Raw genomic sequence first — 17,514 nt, 5'->3', positions numbered from 1 at the left:
CCGTCGCAGCGCAATGCCGCTTCGAGCGCCCGGGCGTGGCGCGCGCGACGGCGTCGTTCACGCGCGGCGGCCGGCTCCCCGCCGGCTCAGGGCGAGCAGGTCCCGGTGCCGTTGTTCTCCTCGCGCACGCTCTCGGGCGGCCAGTCGAGGCGCTCCACGAGCGCCTCGACCTCGCAGCTCGGCAAGCTCTCGTTGCCCATGATCTCGATCCAACCACCGATCGTCCGGGCGCCCAGGCCGCGGAGCGTCGCGAGCGAGCGGTTCTCCTCGACGATGAGGCTATCGAGCTCGGCCAGGCCCTCGAGCCCGGTCAGCCCGAGCAGCGCGTCGTTGTCCTGGATGACGAGCTGGCTCACGCGGACCAGGCCACGCAGAGCGTCGATGTCCACGAGCGATCCGTTGCCTTCGAGCCTCACGACCTCGGTCACGCCGTCCCCCGCGCTGAACGAACCGAGCCCGTCGAGGCTGGTGAGCGCGGGGGTACCGACGATCTCGATCCCGTTTCGGACGTTCCGGACGCCGCTCAGGTGCCCGAGATCCGTGAGCCCGGGATTGTTCGCGATCGACAGCAGAAAGAGGTCCGAGATCTGATCCACCCCAGTGAGGCTCACGAGCCCGGCGTTCTGGGCCACGGAGAGCACCGACAGCTCGGTCACGCCGGCGAGGTCGGACAGGTCCGCCAGAGAGCCACAATCGGTGATGAACAGCTCTCGCAGGCGCGTCAGGCCGCCGAGATCGATCCTGGTGAGCTTGGGGTTGGAGGTGAGATAGAGCGACGGCGCGTCGCCCGAGTCCGAGCGAATGTACGCGAGAGCGTCGGCGATCACCAGCTCGGGATTCGATTCGATAACGGCATACACGACACCACGGAGCGAGAACATGCCCGTGAGCGTGCCCATCGATGAATTGCCGGTGATGATGAGACCGTCGACGGTCTCGAGCCCCCCGAGCCCGACCAGGTGCCGGAGACGCTCGTTCCGCGCGATGGAGATGGATCCCGCGTGACGGAGCTGGTCGAGGCCGTACAGCGAGGTCAGCTGCGGGTTCTCCGCCAACACGAGATTCTGGACGGTCGAGAGCCGCGAGACACCGTTCAGCTCGCGGAGCCCGTCGTTCCCGGAGATGTCGAGCACATCGAGCTCCTCGACGGCCTCGAGGCCGTCGAGGCTGATCAGCGCATCGTTCTCGAGCACGCTGATCTGCCCGCGGCGCAGGCTCGCCAGCCCGCGAAGCGACGAAAGCCCGTCGTTGCCCTCGATCCAGAGCTCCCCCTCCTCGAAATTCTCGACGCCTGGCAAGAACAGGAGCGCATCGTTGTCGATCAAGCGGAGCGTCCCCCGGCGGAGGCCCTGCAGCCCGTCCAGCGACACGAGGTGGTCATTGCCCTGGATCAAGAGCACCCCTTCCTCGAACCTTTCGAAGCCTGACAAGGAATCGAGTTCATCGTTGTCGATCACGTGCACCTCATGTGCGTTCAGCCCGACGCCGGCGACGCTCTCGAGGATCGGGTTCTCACGGATCTCGATGAGTCCTTTGACCTGTTGCAGGTTCGGAAGCTTGCCGAGGCGGAGCAGCGACGCGTTCCGCGCGACCTCCAGCCGCGCCCCGACGACGGAAAGGGAGTCGAGACCGTCGAGGCTCGACAACAGCGTGGTGTCGCTGATCACGAGGCGGCCCGTGATGGTCGTCAGACATGCGAGCGGGGACAGGTCGGAGACCTCGCCGCCGATGTTGAGCCTGCCATTGAGCCGAGTGACGCCGCGCAGCTTCTCGAGATCCCCCTGGCGATTCACATTCCAGGTGCCGCTTTCCACGCGGGTCGGGTCGCACCCCTGCTCGGCGCCCCCCGCGCCACCGGCGCCTGCGCCCCCGGCACCTGCGCCGCCGACACCTGCGCCGCCGGCGCCCGCGCCGCCGACGCCCGCGCCGCCGACGCCCGGCCCGGCACCCGAGGATTGACCGCCTGAACTGGCACTCGCGCCAATCGCCGGGTCGCCCGAGCTGGATGACGTGGCGCCGGCACCGCCAGCCCCTGCCATCGATCCGACCTCGCCTCCCTCCGCCGGCGGTCCTTCAACGTCGAGGTCATCCCGGGCCCCACAAGCCGGAACGAGCGCAATCGCCGCAAACACGCCCACCCACCACGGGTTCCGCATGCCGCGAGGTTGGGCTCACAGCGATCCCGCGTCAAGAACGACCGGGTGCTGGAACTGTGCGGTTACAGCACGGAAATTTTGCAGGCGACGCGGAGCGCGCCATGCCCGTCTCGCTCGTCTGGGACCTCTGACAGGTCCGCTCAGGGTGGCTTTGGCGTCAATGCTGTTCGTTCGGCGCATGGATCATCTGTTGATAGAGCGCCGCGTCTGAAGAAGGGATCCTGCGATCTCGCACACGCAGCCTGATCACGACCCGGGAGCCACGGCGCGCGAGCTTGCGCCGAGCTCGTCTCTGCGCGATCTTCTCGCCATGCAATTCGTCGAGGTGATCACCAGAGACGGCATCGCCGAGGTCACGCTGAGCCGACCGAAGGTCAATGCCATGAACCAGGCGGTGCTCCGCCAGCTGGCCGACGTCCTCCAGCGGCTGGCGGAGGACGACGCCGCGCGCGGCGTGCTCGTCCGGGGCGCCGGCAACTGCCTGTCTGCGGGTCTCGATCTCCGCGAGGTCGCGTCGCTCGATCGAGAGGGGCTTACAAGCTTCCTCGACGACTTCGACGCCGCGTTCGGCGCCGCTTTCCGTTTTCCGAAGCCGTTCGCCGCCGCCGTTCACGGCCACGCGATCGCGGGCGGGCTCCTGCTCGCGATGTGCGCTGACTTCCTCGCCCTGGGCGCCGGCGACTACAAGGTCGGTCTCCCCGAGCTCGCCGTCGGCATCGCCTTCCCGCGCGTCGCCTTCGAGATCGCCCGCGCCGCCTCTCCCCCCCGCGCGCTCCGGAGGCTCGTCTTCGGCGCGGAGCTCCATTCCCCCGCGAGCCTCTTCGACATGGGCGTCGGCGACGCGCTCTCCGCCGAGCCGCTCGAGGACGCGCGGCGCTTCCTCGCCACGGCGTGCGGCCGCCCCGCCGCGGCGTTCCGCCTCGCCAAGGCGAGCCTCCGCAGGGAGGCGTGGGAGCGGGCCGCGGCGCAGCCGTCCGCGGAGCGGGAGGCCCTGATGGACGCGCTCCTCTCCTCGAAGCAGGCCTTTCTGCCGGCATGAACGCGCGACGCGCGGCGCGCGAGGGCCGTCGCTCGCGCTCCTGAGCGCGGAGGGGACACGTCGCTCGAGCTTCAGCGCTTCTTGCGTCGCCCTGGGTTCGACGGGCCGGACGCCACGTGGGCCGCATCGTGTCGCGCGGGAAGCCGAACCTCTCGTGCGCTCTCGATCAGCGCTCGCACGACGGGCGCGCGTGAATCCTCGGCGCGCCACGTGACGAACTCGCTCAGGTTGAGGTGGAGGCCTTCGATGGGGCGCCACACCATCGAGGCCTGCGAAGCCATGTCCGAGATCTTCTCCCCGGCGAAGGTGACCGCGTCGCCGATCGCGACAAGCGCCATGAGCGCCTCGAGATCGATCACCTCCGCCGTCACGTGCAAGGTCACGCCCTGGGCGCGCGCCGCCGTGATGAGGTCCGCGTGGAGCCGCGGATAGAGCTGACGTGGCTGGAGGAGCACGCGCTCGCCCTCGAGATCGCGAAGTCGAACCTTCTTGAGGCGCGCGAGCCGGTGGTCAGGCGAGAGGAGCAGGCCGAGTCGGTCGCGGGTCATCTCCAGGTGGCCGAGGGCGTCGTCGCTGGGCGCGTAGGCGCCGTAGCCGAAGGCGATCGTCCCTTGCCGCAGCGCCGTCCACTGCTCGACGCTGCTCATGGGGACGAGCTGCAGCCCGACGCGGGGCGTTCGCCTTCGGAAGGCCGCAACGAGGGACAAGAGCGCCCCCATGAAGGTCGTCCCCGATTCGAAGCCGATGACCACGGTGCCGAGCCTTCCTTCGGCGACCCCCTTGGCTTCATCGACGGCCGCGTCGACGCTCGCCAAGATGCTCCGGGCCCTCTCGGCAAAGGACTTCCCGGCGGCGGTGAGCTTGATGCCACGTCCCTCGGGCTCGAAGAGCTCGACGCCCATCTCCTCCTCGAGGTCCTGCATCTGCCGGCTCAGCGGCGACTGCGAGACGTGGAGCCTCTCGGCGGCCCGCCGGAAGCTCTGCTCCTCGGCGATGATCACGAAGTAGCGCAGGTGTCGGAGTTCCATGGGTTCGACCGTTGCCTTGGAGGTATCATACAAGCACAATCAATGTCTTGGACGGCTCGATATCGGAAGCGTACGTAAGCTCCCATGAGCACAACGAGTCCAAAGTCCCCCCGCGTGCTGGTGTCCGGCGCCAGCATCTCCGGTCTCACCACCTCCTACTGGCTCGCCCGCTATGGCTTCGAGGTCACCGTGGTTGAGCGCGCGCCGCATCTGCGGCCGGGCGGTCACGCGCTCGACGTGCGCGGTCCGGCCATCGAGGTCGCGGAGCGGATGGGCATCCTCCCCACGATTCGCGATCGCAGCACGAGGCTGAAGGGCATCGCCGTGGTCGACGCGGACGGCAACGAGCTCTTCCGCAGCACCGAGAGCACGTTGACGGGCGGCCGGCTCGACAGCCCTGATGTCGAGATCCTGCGGGACGACCTCTGTCAGGTGCTTCACGAAGCCGTGGGGAGCCGGGTCGAGTACGTCTTCGGCGACTCCATCGCGTCGCTGACCCAGGACGAGTCGGGCATCGACGTCACGTTCGCCGCCACCGCGCCCCGCCGCTTCGACCTCGTGATTGGCGCCGATGGACTGTATTCGGGGGTGCGGCGGGTTGCCTTTGGCCCCGACGAGCAGTTCCTCCGTACGGTCGGCGACCTGTACGTCGCCACCTTCGGCATGCCGAACTTCCTCGGCCTCGAGCGCTGGCAGGTGATGTACCGGCAGCCTGACTCCGTGGGCGCGCTCGTCATGGGGTTGCGGAGGGATGTCGACGCGAGGACCTATCTCGGCTTTAACGCCCCGGAGGGGCTCGCCTACGACGTTCGCGACATCGCCGCGCAGAAGCGGATGCTGGCCGAGCGCGTCGCGGGCGCTGGATGGGTGATCCCGCAGATCGTCGAGCACATGATGCGCGCGCCCGACTTCCACTTCTACTCGCTGAACCAGGTCCGCACGAGCACCTGGTCGCGCGGGCGCATCGTGTTGGTCGGCGATGCTGGCTACGCCGTCTCTCTGGGCACGGGTCAAGCCACGTCGGTCGCGATGGTCGGCTCCTACGTCCTGGCGGGTGAGCTCGCCGCACACAGGGGTGATCTTGTGAGTGGCATCGCCTCGTACGAGGACGACCTGCGCGCCTACGTGACTCGCAATCAGGACATCGCGCTCGAGCAGGACGCCAGGCAAGACGGACCGCCCACCGAGGACGCCGCCATGGTCGGCTTACCAGATTTCGGAGCGCTGACGCTGCCGTTCACGCTCAAGCCCTATGAGGGTCTGGCGAGGCGCTCATGAAAGCCGTGAACGCACAGTAGGCCGAGCGTCGCGCTGGCCGGACACTGGCCGGCTTCGGCCGGCCGGAGCGACGCTCTCATGGCTGGTGCGTACCCCCGGAAATCGCGCAAAGCCGCTGTACGACTCCCCGCGACTCACCGTCCAGATCGAGCCGCCCCCTCACTTGCCCCGCGTCTTCGCCGCCTTCTGCCGCCGCACCATCTCCGCGATCCAGACAGGCGCGAACGGCGGCGTGCAGCCAGGCGACGCCGGGTAGTCCTTGAGCACCTCGAGCCGCTCGCCGATGGCCACCGCGCGGGCGCGCAACCCGGGGTTGTGGATGCCGATCTCGGCAAGACAGTGGTTCATCGACCACTGCTTCGGGCCCGGCGCCGCCTTCATCTCCGCCTCGATCTGGTCGAGCAGCGCGGAGAGATCGAGGCCGGCTGGGCTCTTCACGACGCGATCCGTCGTCAGGCTCCAGCCGGCACGCCCGACCAGCTCGCTCGCGGAGTCCTTCCAGCGGACACGCAGCTCCTCGACGTGGCGCGACGCCTTGACCACGTTGACGAGGAACCAGTCGAGGAGCTTGGGATAGCCGATCTCCCGGACCATCGCGTCCAGCTCGTCCGCCGACAAGGCCTTTGGCTTGAACACGAGCGTCGCCAGGAGGCGGGCGTCGGGGTCCCCGGTGCGCCACAGCTCGCCGGCCAGGGCGTGGTCCGTCTTCAGCTGCTTCGCGAGCGCGCGGAGCTGGGTGAGGTTCACGCCGTGGGCGTCTCCCGCGCGGGCGTTGACCTCGCGCATCTTGTCATTGCTCAGCGCGGCGAGGTCCCGCATGACGTTGGTGAGGTCCATGGCCTCGAGCTAGCCGTATCCGCGGGCGCCGTCCAGCGGCGCGGCGTCGCCTCGGGTCGCGACGCGGACTGGTCGTTGAACCAGCGTCGTTGTTCCAGGAGGGCCGGCATGCCCCCGCGAGGACGACTACAGCGGGGAGCAGGGTTCGTGTGATACGGGCTCAGCCGCTAGGCAGGCGCGTGAGGCGTACGAAAGTACGCCGCAGGGGGCGCTCGCATCGCGGCGCCGGCACATCGCCGCGAGCAGCGATGCCACAATCTATCATTCACACCAAAAGCGCGGGCCAGCTCGAGGAACCAACCGACTTCCTCAGCAGCGTGGCGTACGATACTTCAGCACCCGCGCTGCGCGGGGGCAGTGGGGTCAGCATGCATTCAAACCACGATCGCCAGCGGCCAGCGCACCGCCAGGTCAGCGGCTTCCTCATCGGCGGAATCGTCCTTCTCGGCTGCGGAAGCACGGTCCGCGAGGAGGATACCCGGCCTTCTTCCGGAGGCACAGGTCACGCGGAAGGCACCGGAGCGACAGGCGGCGGAACATCGAGCGGAGGAACGGGCGCGAGCGGCGGCCTTGGGAGCGACGCTGGGAACACGACCGCCGCCGCGGGCAACTCGGGCGGCAGCGGAGGGGCGTCGGGCGGAGCAACCGGCGAAGGCGGAGGGACCTCAGGCGGAGCAACGGGCGAAGGAACCACGCCGGCCGAATGTGAGGCCTGCAACGCCGGCGATCCCTGCGCCGGCGGGCTCACCCCCCAGGTGCGTTGCGACAACGGCACCTGGGATCACGACGGTGATCCTGCCACGTGCTGCTCCCCGTGGGCCACGTGTGCTGCCGGCACGTACGTCTCGCGCGCAGGCAGCGCGGCCACGGATCGAGAGTGCACGAGCTGCCCGTCTGGCAGCTTCAGCCAGTCCTCCAACATGGACGAGTGTTCGCCGTGGACGGGTTGCGCGCCGGCTTCGAGCTCATGGCCACAGGGCGGCGTGGCGACCCCCGGAACAGCGACCGCCGATGCCGTATGCGCCGACCCTTATTTTAAATTCGGTTCGGAGGGCCTGTACGTGGCCTTTGCCGTGGCGGTCGACGGCGGCGGCAACGTTTACGTCGCGGGAAACACCTACGGCGCGTTCGGATCGGACGGCGGTGAATCGGACGTCTTCGTCCGCAAGCTCGACGCGCATGGATCCGTTGTGTGGACTCAGCGGTTTGGGACATCGAGCGACGACCACGCCAAGGGCGTGGCGGTCGACGGCAGCGGCAACGTCTACGTGGCTGGTACCACGGGGGGCGCGCTCGAGGGTGCCAACGGAGGCTTTGGCGACGCGTTCGTGCGGAAGCTCGACGCGAGCGGCGCGACGCTGTGGACACGGCAGCTTGCCACGTGGCGTTCGGAGTCGGCGAACGCCTTGGCTGTCGATGGCCAAGGAAATGCTTATGTTGCCGGAACCAGCTACGGGGGCCCCCAGGAAACCGGGGAGGCGTTCGTGACCAAGATCGACACGAACGGCGCGCCAGCGTGGACTCAGCTGTTTGGTGGGCCAGACGAGGACGAAGCCATGGCCGTAGCGGTCGACGGCAGCGGCAACACCTACGTCGGCGGATATACCTCCGGTGGCGTCGTCGCAGACTCGGACCGAGGACAGCGGGACGCCTTCGTTCGCAAGCTCGACTCGAGCGGCACGACGTCGTGGACTCGGCAGTTCGGCTCCACGGAGAACGACTTCGTCTTCGCAGCGCGCGTGGACGGCAACGGGGACCTCTATGTTGCGGGGAGCACCGCCGGCGAGGTCGGCGGCCCGAGCGAGGGATCCCCAGAAGCCTTCGTGCGCAAGTTCGACGCAGGCGGCGCGACGTCATGGACTCACCACGCCGGCAATGCGTCCTACGACTACAGCTTTGCGCTGGCCATCGACGGCAACGACGACGTCTACCTCGTGGGATCCACGAGCGGCGGCGAAGAGGACGTCTACGTGCGCAAGCTCGACGCGAGCGGCGCAGCGCTATGGACCAAGGAGATCGGGACGCCGCGCAGCGACACGGCGCTCGCCGCGGCCTCAGGCGCCGACGGCAATCTGTACGTCGCCGGGTACACCGGCGAGTTCTTTAACACGTCGGACGCATTCGTCCTGCACGTGCCCACCGAATGACCCTGGGCCATCCGCCCGACGGGCCGCCGGGAATACGCCGAGCGCCTCTGGCGGCGTCAAAGGCTCATGCCCACGCCCACGCGGAGCCGCATGGCCACCGCGGCGCCGACCTCGCCCTCGTCGCTTCCCGCCCGTTGCTGCTTGAAGACGTACGTCTGCGCCGCCGCCTCGACGCCGAGGTAGAAGCCCCCCGCCAGATCGATGTTCACCCCTGTATCGACGCCGAACGCCCCTGCCAGTCCATGGCGGTCGGGCGCGCGCCCGGCGGTCTCGAACCGCTGCCTCATGACGGCCAGGCCGACGTCCACGCCGACGCCGAGGCTGATCACGGGCAGATCCCAGGAGCGGGACAGGCGCACGTCCAGGCCCAGCTCATCGTCGCTCGCCTTGAGGTGCTCGTTCTGGAAGGCGCTGCGGCACGCGCTGAGCCGGGGCGCGACGCCGAGGTGCTGGAGCTCGATCCCGTATCCGACGAAGCCGCCGTGACAGAGCGAATCCCCCGGGACAAGGGGCGTCCTGAGCTGATAGCCCGCCACCGGCCCGTGCGCGACCTCGCGGACGCCGCCGCCCTTGCGCACGAGCCGAGCGAACATGACGCGGCTCAATCGCTCGTCGCCGACATCCATCGTTTGCCCGGCCCCGGCATCGACGCTCCCCTCCAGGAGAAAGTCGGGGCCTCGCCCCCGCACGAAGTAACGGCCAGGGCGCAGGCTGACGGTCCGCGTCGCGTCGCTCGCCCCCACCTCGGCCACCACCGCGCCCTCGCTGGAGTCCCGCATCACGAGGTAGGCCCTGCCGGCAGGAAATCGGAGCATGCCCCGGAGCGACGCATGGACAGGCAGCTCGGTCAGGACGAGCTTGCCCTGGCCGCGGAGGTCGTAACGGAAGGTGGGGTGTTGCGCCCCGGCCCACGTGCGGCTCGTGGCGCGCAGCGTGCTCTCGTACGCATGGCGGTACGCCTCCTCGAGGGAGACGGCGCCGTCTCGATCCGCGTCGGCCGTCCCGAGCAGCCCCGAGACGAGCGCATGGGTGAAGAACGACCCTTTGAGCTCATCGGACTCCTGAGCGTCCTCGTTCCCGGAGCTCGACGTGAGCGTCACCATCCCTTGCCCGGCGAGCCGCTGATCGAGCTTGATGACGAAGGGCGGCGCGCTCGTGCCGCCCTTGACCCGCGTCAGCGCCCCGGAGCGGCACGAGTCGACGATCAAGAGCCGCGCCGAGGCCGCCGAGCCGCGGACGAGCTGCTCGAACTCCGTCAGCGAGAGCGGCGTCGGCCCGAGGTGAAGCGCGTTCGCGTCGGCGTGGCCGGAGTAATAGACGAGGTAGAGGACATCGGTGTCCGGGCTCGATATCGCCGCGCGGACACGGTCGTTCATCGTGATGAGCGTGCGCCGGACCGTCTCTACGCCCTCGCTCCGCAGGAGCACCAGGTTCGCCGGGGGAAAGCCGCCGAGGTCCTTGAGCACATCGTACATCTTCGCCGCGTCGTCCTCCGCGTACCGGAGCTCGACCTCGCCCTTCTCTCCGGCGTTGTTGCCGATGAGCACAGCGAAGCGCTCGATACGCGCCTCGGCCGGGGCCGCCGAGGCGGCGGCGGCCAGACCGCACGCCGCGGCGGCGAGCGCCGCTCTGGGACGGCCGATCACGGCGACGCCGCGACCTTCTCCGCCGTGAGCGCGTCGACCTCGCAGCCCGGCGGGGCGGGCGGCGCGTCGGGGTGAGCCGCGAGCGCGGCCCGGAGCGGCTCGACCGCGATCGCCTCCGAGCAGAACAGCCCGAAGATCCGCTCGGTGCCGAGCGTGTCGTCGAGCACCGTGCTCTGGGGGAGGAGGACCTCCCGGCCCGGCTCGATCCGCGCCGCGACAGGACCGCTCGGGTAATAGACGCTCGCCTGGGAGGCCCCGTCGACGCTCAGGATCGCGAGATATCGCGCCTCCGTGCTGGAGTACGTGAACTGGATCGCGTCGCCGGGCTGGAGCCGCTCGCCGGCGCCGCCGGGCAGGACGCTCCCGCCGCGCTTGACGTAGAAGCCGATGCGCTCCGCTCCCTTGATGCGCTCTCCCGGGATCTCCGCGTCTCGTCCCTCCGGCCCGGCGTGGAAGCGGAAGAAGAAGAGCGCCGCCGCCGCCGCGGCGAGCGCGCTCGCCGCCGCGGGCGCAAGCCACCGGCGCGGCGGGCGGACCTTCTCCGCGGCGCGAGGCGCCGGGGCGCCGCGGGCGAGCCGCAGGGGCGGCGCCGACGCCGCGAACGAGGCGCGCGCCGCCTCCATCTCGGAGCGCCGCGCCGAGCACCGCGAACAGCCAGCCACGTGCGCGCTCGCCTCCTGCGCCGCGGCCGCGTCGAGCTGCCCCGCCATGAGCTCGTCGAGCGTCAGATCCGAGAGGCACCCTTCGGGTCGCGCTGGCGTCATGGACTCGAACTCCCTTCTCTCATCCGGTCGGAGAGCGTGGTTTTCAGCCGCTCCAGCAGATTGCCGACGTGCCGACGGGAGCAGCCCATCACGCGCGCGATCTCCTCGTGGGTCATCTCATCGGAGTAATAGTGGACGGCGACCTGCGCGAGGTCGCCCGGGAGCTGCGCGAGGAGCTCCCGCGTGAGGAGGGCGTTTTCGGCGGACGCCGCCGCGCTCTCCTGCTGCAGGGGTGCAACGTGGGTGTCGAGGAGCCGCAGCCGGTTCTTGTGATCGCGGATGCGGTTCAGGCACGCGTGCGTGGTGGCGCCGTAGAGCCAGCCCACCATCGGGCCCTTGCCGTCGAGCTGCCCGGGCTCGCCGAGCAGGGAGGCGAAGACATCCTGGAGGATCTCCCGCGCCTCCTGCTCGTTCCCGAGGAGCCGCCGCGCCCGGCGCAGCACGATGTGCCCATGCTGCCGGTAGGCCGCCTCGATCAGCGACACCAGCGCCTCGCGATCCTCCACGTCCGAGCGTGTACCACGATCAGTGCCAGTCGGGGTACGTCAAATCCTCGGCAGGCGCCATCCGGACGGTGAGCGACGCGCTCGACCCGCCGGCCGAGGGACGGATCTTGATCTTCACGTCATAGCCGGCGCAGGCGTTGTGCTCCGCCTCCGTCGTCGCCGCGGCGTCGCAGGCGTCGAAGGCCGCTTGCAGCTCTGCGTCCACGTCGCCTTCGCGGCTGAACACATCCATGACATGGAATCCCGGGGACAGCGGTCCTCCGAAGAGATTCGACCAGAAGCTGTCTTCCGCCATCTCGCTCTCGACGTACACGATCACATGGTCCTCATCGACGCCGAGCGAGGTGCCCTCCCCGGCCGAGGCCTCGTCGAGCGCCGCTTCGACGGTGGCGATGCCGACCCGGGTGTCCACGACGCCGAACTCGCTGAAATCGTTGAGCGCGCTCTCCGGCGGGGGCGCATGGATCGACAGCGTGAAGCTCGCGGGGAAGCTCCCGGTCACCGCCGTCTGGACGGGGAAGTTCTCGACATCGCCCTGGGTGTTCCAGACCAGCACGGCGTCCACCGGCCCCGTCGGCGCGACGTCGAGCTCATTGACGATCGTGCCCTCGACCGTCAGGAGCGCCTCGCCCGGATAGTCCGAGCCGACCTGGGGGTCGCCGCACGCGGCGAGCAGGAGCGGGAGCGCAAAAGAGACAATCGAACGATGCTTCATGACATCTCTCCTTGAGAAAAGAACAACGAGCCCTGGTGAACGAGCAAACCAGCCATCCGCGAGAGGACGCCGCGCGCAGCGCGCGCTGTCGCCGCCGTGGTGCGGTCGCGCCGCCGACGGAGCTCTCCTGGATGCGCGGCGGGACGCCTGCCGTTCGGTGCAGCGCGGCGCCCCAGAGGGGACCCGCCTTCGCTGGCCCCTTCGACATGGAGAGACCGCAGGGGTCCCGGTTTGGGCACGGCTCGATGTCGATTGTTCATCTTCCAGTGCTGTTGTACTTTTGCCTCCCCATCACCCAGCCGAGCGACGCCCGGAAGCAAGCGCTCGCGCCGGTCGCCTCGAGCGCGAAGGGACGACGCACACCCACGCCTGAGCCCCTCGCTCGACCCAGGACGGGGGATTGGAGAACCGCTGTTACGAAGTCGCGCGGCGGGCCGAGGTCGCTCACAGGCGTGCCGCCCGCCGGCCGTCGAGGCGGGTCGCCGGGCGCCGAGTTGTGATACTGCTCGTCTCCCCGGGGGGAGAAGGAAAGCACCATGTCGGAGTCGAAGCTCGCCGCGCCGCAGATGGTCATCGACAGCCGTATGCTCTATTCGAGCTGGGTCCCAGCGGATCCGGCCGCCGCCGCGGCGCTCCTGCCGGACGGCATCAGGCCGGCGGAGAACAAGGCCATCTACATGAACCAGTACGTGGTCGACAAACCGGAGCAGACCTCCGGCTTCGGCGCCTATTCGCTCACCTACCTGGGGCTGGATCTCGCGGATCACACGACGCCCGACGGCGGGAGCCCGGCCCGGTTCTTCACGCACTACTTCAACTCCTCCGAGACGGTGCGCCAGTACGTGCGCGAGCGCGGCGTGCCGGCGTCGCCCGGGGCGACGACGCTCGAGCTGCACGGCAGAGAGCTCGTGGCGACCACCTCGGTCGACGGCGTGCCCATCATCCGGACCAGGGCGCTCGTCGGCAACAAGATCGGCGTCGTCGCGCGCGGCCACCTCGCCTACGTGACGAAGGTCGACGGGCGGCTCGTCGCCGGCAACTACCCCTATATCGCGGACATGGCCGACCCGTACGAGCTCCTCGCCGTCGAGTTCCTCGCGAAGGATCACCCGGTGTACGCGCTCCGGCCCGGGAGCCCGATCCAGGTGGTGAAGACCGCCTCATGGCACTCGCCCCGCAGCTCCTTCGTGTATCCGGGCGGAGAGCGGGACCTCTTCTGACGGCCCCGCGCCCGGCCGCCCTTCGCTCCGGCGCGGCGCTCACCGCGGCCGGCGCGGCAGCGCTTGTCGGGAGTTCACCGGGACGCCAAGGCCGCCAAGAGAGCCAGGATTTTCTCTCCCTGGCGTCCTTGCGCCGGATGGTTCGTATTCACTTCATCCGAGCACCAGAGCGCCCTCCCCTGTGAGCCCGTCGCCGCCATGGCGGGGCGAGCGGCCCTGTACCGATCCTGCCCGCGCCGGCGAGCGCGCGCGCACATACACCGAAGGACAGGCCGCCAGGGTGGATTGGATGGGATCCCGCCAGAGCGCGCGATCGCGAAGGGAGAGAAGCCTGGAAGACCCGTGAGCGCCTGGTCCTCGATCGTCGCGCCGCGGGCGGCGACAGAGACCCGCGCGGCCCCGTCGTGCACAACGCGGCCCCGGGTACGTCGGTTGCTCCGAGCCCGTCCGCGGCCGGAGCCGGCCGCTCGTACAAGGGAGAGAACGAATGAATCGACTGATTCGACTCGGAGCACTCTCGGCCTTCCTGTCGCTCGTCCTCTGGGGCGGCAAGGACGTGGCGGCCGCTCCGATCCCCGCCGCGCTGAGCAGCAAGCAGCTCAAGGACCTGACGACCGCGGACGAAGACACCACGTGCCAGTCGCTCACGCCGAGCCTCGTGCTCACCAGGGAGGACACCTGCGAGTTCGTCGGACTCCTGTGGTCCACGGTCGGGCAGGAGTGCACCGTCGTGAGGGACAAGTGCCTGGCCGAGGGCCAGCAGCCGCCGGCGCGAGCGGACGATACGGCCACGGCGAGCTGTCTGCCGCCGGCCGAGTCGCGCGTCGGCTGCACCGCGACGGTGGCCGAATACGAGGCGTGCATGCTTGCGAACGCCGAGAAGGTCCGAGCGCTCAGCTGCGACTCCGCGACGAGCGCGCTCGAGGCCCCCGTCGCGGCGTGCGACCTCATCGCGCAGAAATGCCCCGATCTCGGCAACACCGACGATGACCAAGGCGAGGGCGAAGCGCAGCCCTGACGCCACCGCAAGGCGCGCCCCGCAGGCCCCCGCCCGCCCCGGGCCGGCCGCGAGGCGCGCCGCGGCTACAGCGCTGCGCTCCCGATCTGCTGGATCGTCGCCTCCACCTGCAGCCGCTCTCGTTGCTCCGGAGTCGACTGGATGAGCTCGTTCAGCTTGCTGTAGATGACATAGAGCTTTCCATCCCGGAGCACGCCGGTCGTCGGATAGACGTCGCCGAGCCGCTGGACCGCGCGCAACCTCGCGGTGCTCCAGCCGTCCTCGCTCGACAGCGAGAACGCCGCGTTTGACGCGACGCCCGCGGCCTGGTTCGCGACGACCACGAGATCCTTCTTCCCTACCAGGGTCAGCCCGTCTCCGCCCACGAACCGCTCGGCGACATCGACCCTGGAGAACCGCGAGGGGTTCGCGAGGGGCACCTTGAACAAGCTGCCATCGCTCTTCTTGACGACCAGCAAATAGCCGTCGGGGTGGACGACCACGCCGTTGAGGTTGATCCCATCGCCGCTGAATCGCTCGTCCCGCAGGAAGACGGCCGCATTTCCCTGCGAATCGACCTTGTAGATGGTCGGCGAGAAGCTGTCGGTGACATAGGCATTGCCGGCCGAGTCGAGGGCGATGCCGTTCACGAGGTGAGCGCCGGGGGACAGCGGCGCGAGATCCACGTAGTGGATGGCCTTGCCCGTGGAGAGATCGTAGACGCCCACGGCGGCCACGTTCTTCGGCCCCGCGGCAGACGGCTTGACGCTCGCGCCGAGATCGGAGCTCACCGCCCAGAGGCGCCCCCGCTCGACGTCCACGGCGATGCCGAGCACCGAGCAGAGCCGTGGGTCGTCGACGACACGGGAGACGCCGCCGTCGCCGTCCACCGCGTAGATCGCCCCCTCCCTGAACGAGCTCACAAGGAATTTGCCTCTGCTGCTGTCGAATTCGATCGTCTCCGGATACAGCGCCGGCCTGTGGACGGTGATGGGCTGTCCCGTGCGCTCCAGGGTGACGACCTGGGTGCGAGCGCAGCCGGCGGCCGTCAGCCCGATCGTCGCAACCGCGCACAGCGCCCGGGCGGTCAACCCCGCACGCGCCGAGCGCGCAGCCGTGCGCCGCGCGCTCGGCGTCCTGTTCATGATCGACATGTCAGCTCCTGTTCTGCTGAGGTATCCCCTCAGTTTCTTCGGAAATTCAGAGGGAGACGGGAGACGGGGAGACAGGGAGGGAAGTCTTCAAATACTCCCTATTTCCCCGCCTCCCTGTTCAATTTCCCCGCTGAAAATGGCTGCAAAACGAGGGGGATTCTCGGCCTGTTCTGGACAGGCTCGTGCGGTGTGCGGGGCGCGCTATCGAGGCGCGCTGCCGGACGCCCGCGGGCGCCTCTCCCACGTCGTCCATTCGTCGACGAATCGCTCCTCGATCCAGGCCTTCGCGGCGCGCGCGTGCCTCAGCTCCTGGCGCAGCTCGAGCACCAGAACGGCAGCCTGGGTGTCCTCGCGCTGCGCGTCGGGGAGGAGCAGCGCCTCCTCGATCCGCGCCTCGATCTCCTGCTCGCGGCGCGCGAGCTCGACCATCTGCTCGCTCGCCGCGGCCGCGTCGGGCGGCGATGCCGTCGCGTCGAGGGCAGCGCCGCGATCCCGCGCGAGCGCGTCGCCCGCGCCTGCCGCGAGCAGCGGGGGCCGCGCGCGCGCGACCTGGACGCTCAGGCCCGCAGCCATCACGCCGGCCGCGGCGAGGCCGGCGATGGCCCGCCGCCGGCCCCGAGGGCTCGGCGTGGATCGCGCGCGGCTCCCCGCATGCAGGAGGCGCCTGACGCGCGGAAGGAGCGCGCCCGCCGAGCGCGCCATGGCCGGGACCAGCGCGCGCCGCGGGGCGAGCGACGCGCCCGACGCGACCTGGACCAGCGCGCGCGCCAGACCGAGGGGATCCCCCGTGAGCTCGACGGCGCGATCGTCACAGGCCAGCTCCGCTGTCTGGCGGAATCGGGACGACGCCCAGTGCACGAGAGGATTCGCCCACAGGACCGACTGCACGAGGCCCGCGGCCGGAAACCACAGCCCGTCGCGGCGCTCGATGTGCGCCAGCTCGTGCGCGAACACGGCGTCGACCTCGGCGTCGGTGAGGGCTGCGAGCCTCGCCAGCGGTATGCAGATCTCGGAGGCTCCGATCACGAGCGGGCTTCCGATGCCGGCGCTCTCCGTCAGCGCGACCCGGCGCATTCCGATCCGGGCGCGCAGCCGCTCCAGCCGCTGGAGCAGCCGCGCGTCTTGCACCGCCCTGCGCCCGCGGAGGCCACGCCACAGCAGCAGCGCCGACGTGGCGAACCGCAGCAGCCCCAGCGCGGCCGCTCCGGCCGTGCACGCAGCGAGCAGGCTCCACCCCGGCCTTCCCCCCGCACGCCGCGCCGGCGATTCCGCGTCGGCGCTCTCCCTGGTCGAAGCGCCCATCTCCGGCGCGGCATCGAGGACCGCCGGCGCGGGAGCGTCCTCGAGCGACAGGACAGCGATCTCTCCAGCAGGTGCGGTGTCCCCGGGCGCGCGCTCGAAGCCCCATGACATCGCCGCCGCGAGCAGCAGCGTCGCGAGCGGGCCGAACAGCGCCATCTTCCAGAGCAGGTGCCGCGTGGAGGACGACAGGGATCTGCGGCGAGCCAGGAGCGCCGCCGCCCCGGTCCACACCGCGGCGTGGGCCGAACAGGTGAGCAGCAGCGCCAGCCAGAGGGCCGCCATGCCGGACCAGGCGCCCGGCCCTGCGAGCAGGTGGAGCGCCAGGATCACGCGCCTTTCTCCTTGATCAGCCGCTGCATCTCCTCGAGCTCTTCAGGGCTGAGCTGCTCCGACTCCAGGAGCTGCGCGGTGAGGGCCGAGGCCCTGCCGCCGAAGAACGAGCGGAGCACGCGGTGGAGCACGCCCCTCGCCGCCTCTTTCTGGTCGACCGACGCGCGGTACACGAACTGCCTGCCAGACCGCTTGCGCTCCACCCACCCCTGCTGGCTGAGCCGCTGCAGCAAGGTCGCCACCGTCGTGGGAGCGAGCTCCCGCCCGTCCTCCGCCATCGCCGAGACGACCTCCCCGACGGAGCCTTCCCCGACGGCCCAGAGGGCCTTCATCACGGCGAGCTGCAGATCGGTCAGCGCTTCGGTTCCCACGACGACAAGTGTCGTTCATGGGCG

Annotated in this window: 15 protein-coding genes; 5 read left to right on the top strand and 10 right to left on the bottom strand. The window is 69.8% G+C overall.

Annotated elements, in window-relative coordinates; translation table 11 throughout:
- Window positions 1-86: 86 nt before the first annotated feature.
- Entirely contained in the window at window positions 87-1,793 is a 1,707-nt protein-coding gene (locus tag WMF19_RS43020) for a leucine-rich repeat domain-containing protein (RefSeq protein WP_437895683.1), read from the bottom strand.
- Window positions 1,794-2,466: 673 nt separating this feature from the next.
- Between WMF19_RS43020 and WMF19_RS43015 the strand changes: the two genes are divergently transcribed.
- Window positions 2,467-3,195: an enoyl-CoA hydratase/isomerase family protein gene (locus WMF19_RS43015; protein ID WP_437895682.1), complete on the top strand. Its 729-nt coding sequence runs from the start codon at window positions 2,467-2,469 to the stop codon at window positions 3,193-3,195.
- A 71-nt stretch (window positions 3,196-3,266) separates the two neighbouring features.
- Here the strand turns inward: WMF19_RS43015 and WMF19_RS43010 are convergent, their stop codons facing one another.
- Window positions 3,267-4,223 (bottom strand): LysR family transcriptional regulator, encoded by a 957-nt coding sequence (locus WMF19_RS43010; RefSeq protein WP_437895681.1) that lies wholly within the window; start codon window positions 4,221-4,223, stop codon window positions 3,267-3,269.
- Between the two features lie 84 nt (window positions 4,224-4,307).
- Here WMF19_RS43010 and WMF19_RS43005 point away from each other — a divergent pair, with 84 nt between their 5' ends.
- Window positions 4,308-5,501, top strand: coding sequence for an FAD-dependent monooxygenase (locus WMF19_RS43005; RefSeq protein ID WP_437895680.1), 1,194 nt, complete (start codon window positions 4,308-4,310; stop codon window positions 5,499-5,501).
- 159 nt (window positions 5,502-5,660) lie between these two features.
- Here WMF19_RS43005 and WMF19_RS43000 read toward each other — a convergent pair whose 3' ends face one another.
- A complete protein-coding gene (locus WMF19_RS43000; RefSeq protein WP_437895679.1) occupies window positions 5,661-6,338 on the bottom strand; it encodes a DNA alkylation repair protein in 678 nt (225 codons plus the stop codon).
- Window positions 6,339-7,321: 983 nt separating this feature from the next.
- Here WMF19_RS43000 and WMF19_RS42995 point away from each other — a divergent pair.
- Window positions 7,322-8,485 carry an SBBP repeat-containing protein gene (locus tag WMF19_RS42995; RefSeq protein WP_437895678.1) on the top strand — a complete coding sequence of 388 codons (1,164 nt, stop codon included), beginning with the start codon at window positions 7,322-7,324 and terminating at the stop codon, window positions 8,483-8,485.
- A gap of 56 nt (window positions 8,486-8,541) precedes the next feature.
- On the opposite strand, the gene WMF19_RS42990 is transcribed toward WMF19_RS42995, so the two are convergent.
- The 4 genes from WMF19_RS42990 to WMF19_RS42975 are packed head-to-tail and all read right to left on the bottom strand — an operon-like array spanning window position 8,542 to window position 12,116.
- Window positions 8,542-10,131, bottom strand: coding sequence for a caspase family protein (locus WMF19_RS42990; protein WP_437895677.1), 1,590 nt, complete (start codon window positions 10,129-10,131; stop codon window positions 8,542-8,544).
- Window positions 10,128-10,895 carry a DUF4384 domain-containing protein gene (locus tag WMF19_RS42985; protein WP_437895676.1) on the bottom strand — a complete coding sequence of 256 codons (768 nt, stop codon included), beginning with the start codon at window positions 10,893-10,895 and terminating at the stop codon, window positions 10,128-10,130. The genes WMF19_RS42990 and WMF19_RS42985 overlap by 4 nt, the downstream gene beginning before the upstream one ends.
- Entirely contained in the window at window positions 10,892-11,401 is a 510-nt protein-coding gene (locus WMF19_RS42980) for an RNA polymerase sigma factor (RefSeq protein ID WP_437895675.1), read from the bottom strand. Before WMF19_RS42980 ends, WMF19_RS42985 begins: the two co-directional genes overlap by 4 nt.
- Before the next feature lie 19 nt (window positions 11,402-11,420).
- Window positions 11,421-12,116: a hypothetical protein gene (locus tag WMF19_RS42975; RefSeq protein ID WP_437895673.1), complete on the bottom strand. Its 696-nt coding sequence runs from the start codon at window positions 12,114-12,116 to the stop codon at window positions 11,421-11,423.
- Between the two features lie 536 nt (window positions 12,117-12,652).
- On the opposite strand from WMF19_RS42975, the gene WMF19_RS42970 reads away from it, so the two are divergent.
- Entirely contained in the window at window positions 12,653-13,336 is a 684-nt protein-coding gene (locus WMF19_RS42970; RefSeq protein ID WP_437895672.1) for a hypothetical protein, read from the top strand.
- A gap of 487 nt (window positions 13,337-13,823) precedes the next feature.
- Window positions 13,824-14,354, top strand: a complete 531-nt coding sequence (locus tag WMF19_RS42965; protein ID WP_437324458.1) for a hypothetical protein — start codon at window positions 13,824-13,826, stop codon at window positions 14,352-14,354.
- A 65-nt stretch (window positions 14,355-14,419) separates the two neighbouring features.
- Here WMF19_RS42965 and WMF19_RS42960 read toward each other — a convergent pair whose 3' ends face one another.
- The 3 genes from WMF19_RS42960 to WMF19_RS42950 form a co-directional block, all read right to left on the bottom strand.
- Entirely contained in the window at window positions 14,420-15,487 is a 1,068-nt protein-coding gene (locus WMF19_RS42960) for a hypothetical protein (protein ID WP_437895671.1), read from the bottom strand.
- A gap of 201 nt (window positions 15,488-15,688) precedes the next feature.
- On the bottom strand, window positions 15,689-17,119 hold the full coding sequence (locus WMF19_RS42955) for a M56 family metallopeptidase (protein ID WP_437895670.1): 1,431 nt from the start codon (window positions 17,117-17,119) through the stop codon (window positions 15,689-15,691).
- Complete coding sequence (locus WMF19_RS42950) at window positions 17,116-17,490, bottom strand: BlaI/MecI/CopY family transcriptional regulator (protein WP_437793471.1); 375 nt, start codon at window positions 17,488-17,490, stop codon at window positions 17,116-17,118. The genes WMF19_RS42955 and WMF19_RS42950 overlap by 4 nt, the downstream gene beginning before the upstream one ends.
- Window positions 17,491-17,514: the final 24 nt, after the last annotated feature.

The sequence above is a fragment of the Sorangium sp. So ce124 genome (assembly GCF_051525235.1).
GTDB classification, from domain to species: Bacteria; Myxococcota_A; Polyangia; order Polyangiales; family Polyangiaceae; genus Sorangium; species Sorangium atrum.
This window is presented reverse-complemented; position numbering and strand designations above follow the sequence as displayed.

What these genes read in the sequence shown, in the direction of transcription:
- WMF19_RS43015 (WP_437895682.1), top strand. Translation starts at nt 2,467, where the DNA reads ATGCAATTCGTCGAGGTGATCACCAGAGACGGCATCGCCGAGGTCACG.
- WMF19_RS43005 (WP_437895680.1), top strand. Translation starts at nt 4,308, where the DNA reads ATGAGCACAACGAGTCCAAAGTCCCCCCGCGTGCTGGTGTCCGGCGCC.
- WMF19_RS42970 (WP_437895672.1), top strand. Translation starts at nt 12,653, where the DNA reads ATGTCGGAGTCGAAGCTCGCCGCGCCGCAGATGGTCATCGACAGCCGT.
- WMF19_RS42975 (WP_437895673.1), bottom strand. Translation starts at nt 12,116, where the DNA reads ATGAAGCATCGTTCGATTGTCTCTTTTGCGCTCCCGCTCCTGCTCGCC.
- WMF19_RS43000 (WP_437895679.1), bottom strand. Translation starts at nt 6,338, where the DNA reads ATGGACCTCACCAACGTCATGCGGGACCTCGCCGCGCTGAGCAATGAC.
- WMF19_RS43010 (WP_437895681.1), bottom strand. Translation starts at nt 4,223, where the DNA reads ATGGAACTCCGACACCTGCGCTACTTCGTGATCATCGCCGAGGAGCAG.
- WMF19_RS42965 (WP_437324458.1), top strand. Translation starts at nt 13,824, where the DNA reads ATGAATCGACTGATTCGACTCGGAGCACTCTCGGCCTTCCTGTCGCTC.
- WMF19_RS42985 (WP_437895676.1), bottom strand. Translation starts at nt 10,895, where the DNA reads ATGACGCCAGCGCGACCCGAAGGGTGCCTCTCGGATCTGACGCTCGAC.
- WMF19_RS42960 (WP_437895671.1), bottom strand. Translation starts at nt 15,487, where the DNA reads ATGTCGATCATGAACAGGACGCCGAGCGCGCGGCGCACGGCTGCGCGC.